The following is a 3,090-nucleotide window of genomic DNA, read 5'->3' on the forward strand; positions in this document are numbered from 1 at the left end:
TTGTGCTGGCTGAGGGTTACCGTCCTTGGCACTGGGTCCCGGCATCCGTGCCGGGACGACGGAGATCGCGGTTCACCGCGTGGTCCGTCATTCCGGCATGGATGCCGGAATCCTGGGGCGGGTAGAGCGGTCGTGCATCGTCGTCGGCCGGAACCCTGCGGGCGGCGCGCGTGCCTAAGCGGGCAGCGGCAGGGGATGGATTACGATCCGGGTTCGCAGTAGGCTGACTGTTGGTGCGCGTGGAGTCGAGGCCAGATGAAAACCGACCCGTCGATTTATGAATTTCTCGCGACGGGTGCCGAGGCGTTTCGCGTGCTGAGCGGCGGAGTGACCCTGCAAGGAGTCTACCGCTTCCACTCGCTGACCATCAAAGGCATCGAGCGGCGCCTGGATGGCATCTATGAGCCCGAAGGCCACGATGGACCGGTCTATATCATCGAGTTTCAGGCGCAGTACGCGGCGGGCGCCTGGTATAACCTGCTGACCAAGCTGGGGCTGTACGGGCAGGAGCACCCGCGCCGAACGGTCCAGGGCCTGCTGATCTTCTTGCACACGGGGGATGATCCCGGCGCGCCGCCGGGTGCGGTGCCCCCCTTGTGCACGGCGGCGTATCTCGACGAGCTGTTGCCGCGGTGGTTGGAGCGCGAGCCCGACAACCCCTTTGTGGTGGTGTTTGCCCCGCTGATCATTGCGCGTGACGATGCCTTGCGGGCCTACGCTCCGCGGGCGTTGCGCACGATCCGCAAGGCGCCGTTGGCACCTACCACCCGTGCGACGCTGGAACGGATGCTCGAGTTCTGGCTGATCGAACGGTTTCCCTTACTCAGCAGCGAGGAGTTACGAACCATGTTGAACGTTTTGGTCCCGCTGGAGCAGACCCGGGTGTATCAGGAGATTTTTGCCAAGGGTGAGGCGAAGGGTAAGGCGGATGGTAAGACCGAAGGTAAGACCGAGGGCAACGCCGAGGGCAAGGCCGATAGTCTGAAACGGTTGCTGACGCGTCGGTTCGGGGTACTGCCCCGATGGGCGGTGCAGCGCCTGGATGCGGCGGCGATCNTGCAATTGGACGGTTGGCTGGAGGGGGTGCTTGATGCGCAGAGCCTGGAGCAGTTGATCGGACCGAAGCCAGGGCGGGCGGCGAGGAAGGGGTCCTGAGGATTGTTGTTGCGGTGCTTGGACGGTTTCCGAAGCACTTCGTACCATGCTGGCCCGACCTTCGGCGGCCGGGACGACACGAATGGCGGCCGACGCTTTCGGTGATTTGTGGGAACGGATCTACCATGAAGTGTGGGAGTCGTTTACCGTATGGTTTGCCTTGATCGCCAGCGGGGGCGTGGCTTATTTGGCCTGGCGTTTTGTTGGGATTGCTTGGGTATCATGGTGCGATAGGTCACTGAACTGGAGGGGAGCATGCCGAACGAGATATTGGACTATGTGATCAAGTACTTTGAGAGCAACCTTGGCGTGAAAGGGTTGATTGGACGGGTTGCGGTCCTCCCGAACGGTGAGTCTTGGGTGACGCTCTACGTCGCCTATCCCACGCCAGCCATGCAGGATTTGGCGCGGCTGATCGAAGCGGAATTTGACGAGTTGGAAAAGTCCGTAGCGATCTGCGTGAAGCCTGCTGGCGGCTGGCTGAGCCGCTTTAAGGCGCGACTGACGCACCGAACCGCGTCCGCTGTGGCTTGACGGAGGGATTGTCCCGGCGTCGACCTGAGTGTCATGATCCGGGCGGCTCTTATATGGGTTGCAGAACCCTGGGCTTTGGTCATCGTTCCGGCCGCCAGAAAACCGGAGGTCGAGGCTCTACCGTGAAAGTGCGTCGTCAGGCGATCCTGGCCTGGCGGCGTCGGGGCTGGAACAGTCAGGGCTGGAAGCTCTGACTACGCAGCCTCCCACGCCGGCAGTTGGGCCTTGATCGTAATCCCGGCCAGCGGCGTGCGTAGTCAGGGCTTCCAGCCCTGACGGTGTCAGGCCAGGATGGCCTGACGACGCACCCGGCGCGCCCAAGTGGCCGGAATCTTGATCGAGGCCGGTGCGACAGTGGTCGAGAGGACTTTCATGTTCGGGGGTGACGCGGGCACCATGGGCGTTAGCCGGTCCGGCGCGCAGGCAGCACTGATTTGAGATCTCGGGGGTCGCCACCGGCTAAAGCCTCGACCAGTTGCGGCCAGGCCGTCGGTTGGGTCTACTCCCAGACGGCCGTATGCTTCACGGATCAACCGCTCCGCACGGGAGACACAGCAATGCAGGCACGCCGCCAGATCCAAACTCGCCCCAGCCTCTACGACCAGCTTGAGGGCCTTCCGGAAGGACTGACCGGGGAGATCCTGAACGGTCAGCTCTACGCCCAGCCGCGCCCCAGCCTTGAGCATGGCTTCACCGAAACATCCCTTGCCGGCGAGTTGGTTAACCCGTTCCAACGGGGTCGCGGCGGCCCTGGCGGATGGTTGATCGTGGTCGAACCTGAACTGCACTTCATCCGTGACACCGAGGTTGATGTTCCGGACTTGGCCGGGTGGCGACGCGAACACTTGCCGAAGTTGCCGAAGGCGCAACACCGGGCGATGGTGGTCCCGGATTGGGTGTGCGAGATTCTCTCGCCCGCGACCGAGAGTAAGGACCGCCAGGTCAAGATGCCGATCTACGCGCAGTACGGCGTCCCTCACGCCTGGCTGATTGACCCCATCGCGCACACGCTGGAAGCCTACGTCTTGGAAGCGGGCGCCTGGGTGGAGATCGGGCGCTTTGCCGGCGCGATGCGGGTGTTGGTCCCGCCTTTTGAGGCGGTGGCGATCAATCTGGATGATCTCTGGGCGCCAACGGAGTAGCGGGGGGACTTGTTCCGCTCTTTGCTCTTCTTGGGGTCGCTGGCTGTTCGAGCTTCTAGCGTGGATGGGGGAATCTTGGGGCGGGAAGGGGTGATCGGTCACATGTGGGCGCTGTGCTGGTTGAGGGTTACCGTCCTTGGCACTGGGTCCCGGCATCCATGCCGGGACGACGGAGAGCGCGGTTTGCGGCTTGGTTGGTCATTCCGGCTGGGATGGCGGAATCCAGGGCTGGGCAGTGCCAGCACGCAAACTTGAGCGG

General features: G+C 63.3%; 3 protein-coding genes. All 3 read left to right on the top strand.

Features of this window, described 5'->3' with window-relative positions; genetic code table 11:
* Positions 1-255 precede the first annotated feature (255 nt).
* Positions 256-1,155, top strand: coding sequence for a DUF2887 domain-containing protein (locus A39O_RS0107230; RefSeq protein ID WP_020504022.1), 900 nt, complete (start codon positions 256-258; stop codon positions 1,153-1,155).
* A gap of 255 nt (positions 1,156-1,410) precedes the next feature.
* A complete protein-coding gene (locus tag A39O_RS0107235) occupies positions 1,411-1,689 on the top strand; it encodes a hypothetical protein (RefSeq protein ID WP_020504023.1) in 279 nt (92 codons plus the stop codon).
* Between the two features lie 557 nt (positions 1,690-2,246).
* Complete coding sequence (locus A39O_RS0107245; protein WP_020504025.1) at positions 2,247-2,831, top strand: Uma2 family endonuclease; 585 nt, start codon at positions 2,247-2,249, stop codon at positions 2,829-2,831.
* Positions 2,832-3,090: the final 259 nt, after the last annotated feature.

The organism is Lamprocystis purpurea DSM 4197 (genome assembly GCF_000379525.1).
GTDB lineage: Bacteria > Pseudomonadota > Gammaproteobacteria > Chromatiales > Chromatiaceae > Thiodictyon > Thiodictyon purpureum.